Source organism: Gemmatimonadota bacterium, assembly GCA_039715185.1.
GTDB lineage: Bacteria > Gemmatimonadota > Gemmatimonadetes > Longimicrobiales > RSA9 > DATHRK01.
Genome location: JBDLIA010000177.1, coordinates 1 through 2782 on the forward strand (window position 1 = coordinate 1; position 2782 = coordinate 2782).

Annotated in this window: 3 protein-coding genes; 1 reads left to right on the forward strand and 2 read right to left on the reverse strand. The window is 69.1% G+C overall.

Annotated elements, in window-relative coordinates:
* Positions 1-94: 94 nt before the first annotated feature.
* Complete coding sequence (locus ABFS34_16390) at positions 95-925, reverse strand: hypothetical protein (GenBank protein MEN8377004.1); 831 nt, start codon at positions 923-925, stop codon at positions 95-97.
* A gap of 252 nt (positions 926-1177) precedes the next feature.
* Here ABFS34_16390 and ABFS34_16395 point away from each other — a divergent pair, with 252 nt between their 5' ends.
* Positions 1178-1378 (forward strand): hypothetical protein, encoded by a 201-nt coding sequence (locus tag ABFS34_16395; GenBank protein MEN8377005.1) that lies wholly within the window; start codon positions 1178-1180, stop codon positions 1376-1378.
* A 12-nt stretch (positions 1379-1390) separates the two neighbouring features.
* Here ABFS34_16395 and ABFS34_16400 read toward each other — a convergent pair whose 3' ends face one another.
* The gene (locus ABFS34_16400; protein ID MEN8377006.1) at positions 1391-2584 is read right to left on the reverse strand and encodes an Ig-like domain-containing protein; all 1194 of its coding nucleotides are present in this window, start codon (positions 2582-2584) and stop codon (positions 1391-1393) included.
* Positions 2585-2782: the final 198 nt, after the last annotated feature.

Genomic DNA, 2782 nt, shown 5'->3' on the forward strand with positions numbered 1-2782 from the left:
TCCTTGCCGTAGCGACGGCTACGGCGCGTCGTTCCGCCTTGCCCCGCGGGCGCATCACGCGCCTCGGTGCACACGGGACTTCCGCGCCGGCACACTAGTCTTTCTCTACGCGCACGTCGGTGACGGTCATGATGAACGCAACCGCGTCGCCACCCGCGAGTGCCTCCAGCTGCTCCAGTTGGGCGGACATCATCGACTGCACCATTTCGCGCTGCGCCGCCGGCATCTTCTCGAGCTCCGCCCGCATCTGCTCCAGCGCCTCCTTGGCCTGCGCGGCGTCGCCCTCCGCCATGAACGCATCCAGCCCCTCGATGGACATGCTCGTACGGAACGCAACCAGCACTCCCTCGATCGAACGGTAGTCGTCCGAGGCAACGAGCAGCGTCACGGCTTGCCGCTGGCCCTGGACGAGGGCGTCCCCCAGCACCGACATGCGCCGCAGCATGTAGCTGTCGGTGTCCAGGCAGAAGCTGGCCGAGCGCGCCTCGAAGTCGATGTCCTCCCCGGGCAGCCGGTCGTAGCCGAGGTCGAGGCCGGACAGGTCGTCGACCGCCAGCCTGTGACAGGAGCCCTGGTCGAGAGATTCGGTTCCCTCCAGCGTCGCCCGCTCGGCCAGGGTGGGGAACGCCACCAACGGGTTGGGGGGGTCCGCCTCGGCGCCCGGAAGGTCGGTGGGCACGAAGACCATTACGCCGTTCACTTCACGGCGCTCGAATCGCGTTTCCGACGCGACCCCCATCACCTGCTGCACCACGGTGTACGCGCTGACGTGCTGGGTCTGGGCCGAGTAGCGTTCCAGCGCCTCGTCGAAGATCTCGCCGGCGCTCTGCGCTGCCCCGGCGATCGGGAAAGCGATTCCCAGCAGCCCCGCCAAGGCGCCGGCGCGCGCGCGACGTCGAAGGGCGAGAAGGGCGGGCTTGCGCATGCTTTTCTCCTGGTTGGCGGGTCGTGGGAGGATGTTCACAGGTGCGTGGCACGAACGCAACGCGACGGCCACGGGCGACGCGTCCGGATAGCCTCCGGCAGGACGGTGCCCGGAGCGGCCAGGCCCCGGAATGGCCTTGTGTCGTGAGCCAAACGGGTCAACCAGAACGCTGTTCGAGGAGCCGGCGGCAGGGGTGGCACGGGCAGTGCACGGTTAGCGGGACGAGGCCCCGCGTCCGAGAGGAGTGAACCGATGAACCCTGCCCGCATTGCGCTGGACGGCGCGGTGGAGTACGCCTGCTGCCGGTGCGGCGAATGGATCCGCGAGCACCTCGCCATCTGGGCGAACGCGGCGGGCGTGGTCGGCCTGAGGGAAGGCCTACCACACTGCCCGCAGTGCCTGCCCATGCCCAGGCGGTCGAGCGCCCAGGCGGTGCACCGACCGACCGCCTAGCGCGGCACTCCCTCAACCGCAGCCGATCGGCGCGGTGCTGACGACCAGGTTGTCGAAGTAGCGGGACTGCGCCTGCGGAGCTCCGCCGTTCCAGTAGTTGTCCAGGGTAACGACATTGATGCCGAAGGCGTCGTAGCTTCCCACCCAGTTCAGCCCGGTCCTCTGCGCGTCGAGTTGCCCGTCTATCCACGCCTGGAACTCGCCGTTCGCGGCGCCCGCGTCGTTGAGCCTGACCCGCGCCTCGACGCAGTACCAGGGACCGACGTTCCGGTCGGCGAAGATCGGCTCGACTCCTGATTTCTGACCCAGCCAGCGCGCGCTTCCGGTGAGATCGCCTGCCGCGTCGGTGTAGGACACGGGGTCCAGGCTGATAACGTCCGGGGAGCCGTCGCCGGCCCACACAGGGGCCGCCATCGCCTGCACCCAGCCCTCTTCCGCGTGGAAGATGCGCGCCCGCGTCATCTTGAACCCGCCGCCGCCGCTCCAGTCGGCGTCGTAGCGTACGAAGAAGCGCCAGTAGATTTCACGATAGGTGGCCGTGCCCTCATCGACCGGAGTGAAGTAGCCCGACGGGGTGCGCCCGAAGGCGAGGTGGAGCCAACCAACGCTGACCTGCCCCGAGTTCCAGCTGGCCCTCATGCCCGCCGAGCCCTCGAGCCCGACGGCGGTGGTGCGGTCGAACGCGCCTTCTTTGCGCTCGTGCTCGAAATAGGCGGCGAGCCGGTTCTGCTCGAAGTCGTCGCACCAGATCCACTCGGGCGCGGGGGCGTCGCACTCGGTGACGAGCGAGGCGGGCGGGGGTGGGGGTGGGGGATCTTCGCCGCCCGTTACCGTGATCCAGGCGGTGTCCGCCACGTTGCGCCAGGAGGCCACGACGGCGGCCGAGCCGGCCGAGATTGCGGTCACCTTGCCCGCCCCGTCTACGTCGGCCACATCCTGCGCGGTGCTGGTCCAGGCGGCCCGATCGGGCGAGACCGCCCCTTTCCGGTCCGTGATCGTCACCTGAAGAGCCAGCGATTCTCCCGCCGACAGGGATGCCGTCTCCGGCGACACGACCAGCGATCGCACGCCGGTCCTGTCGCCGCCTTGCTGCCCGCGAGCAAACGCCGGCGCGAAGGCGTCCGCGTCCTCACCCCCATCCGAGCACGCGGCGAGTGCCGCCACGAGCGTCGCGCTCAGGAACAGACGAGATATCTGTTTCCGCATGATGTTCTCCCCGGTCGACCCCCCGCAGTTGGTAAACGGACTGCAATCCGGGTTCCTAGTGTACCGTTGCAGAAGTCCCATAGGCATTCGGCCCGCGCCGCATCCCGCGGATGCGGCGTTGGAACTCCTTGCCGTAGCGACGGCTACGGCGCGTCGTTCCGCCTTGCCCCGCGGGCGCATCACGCGCCTCGGTGCACA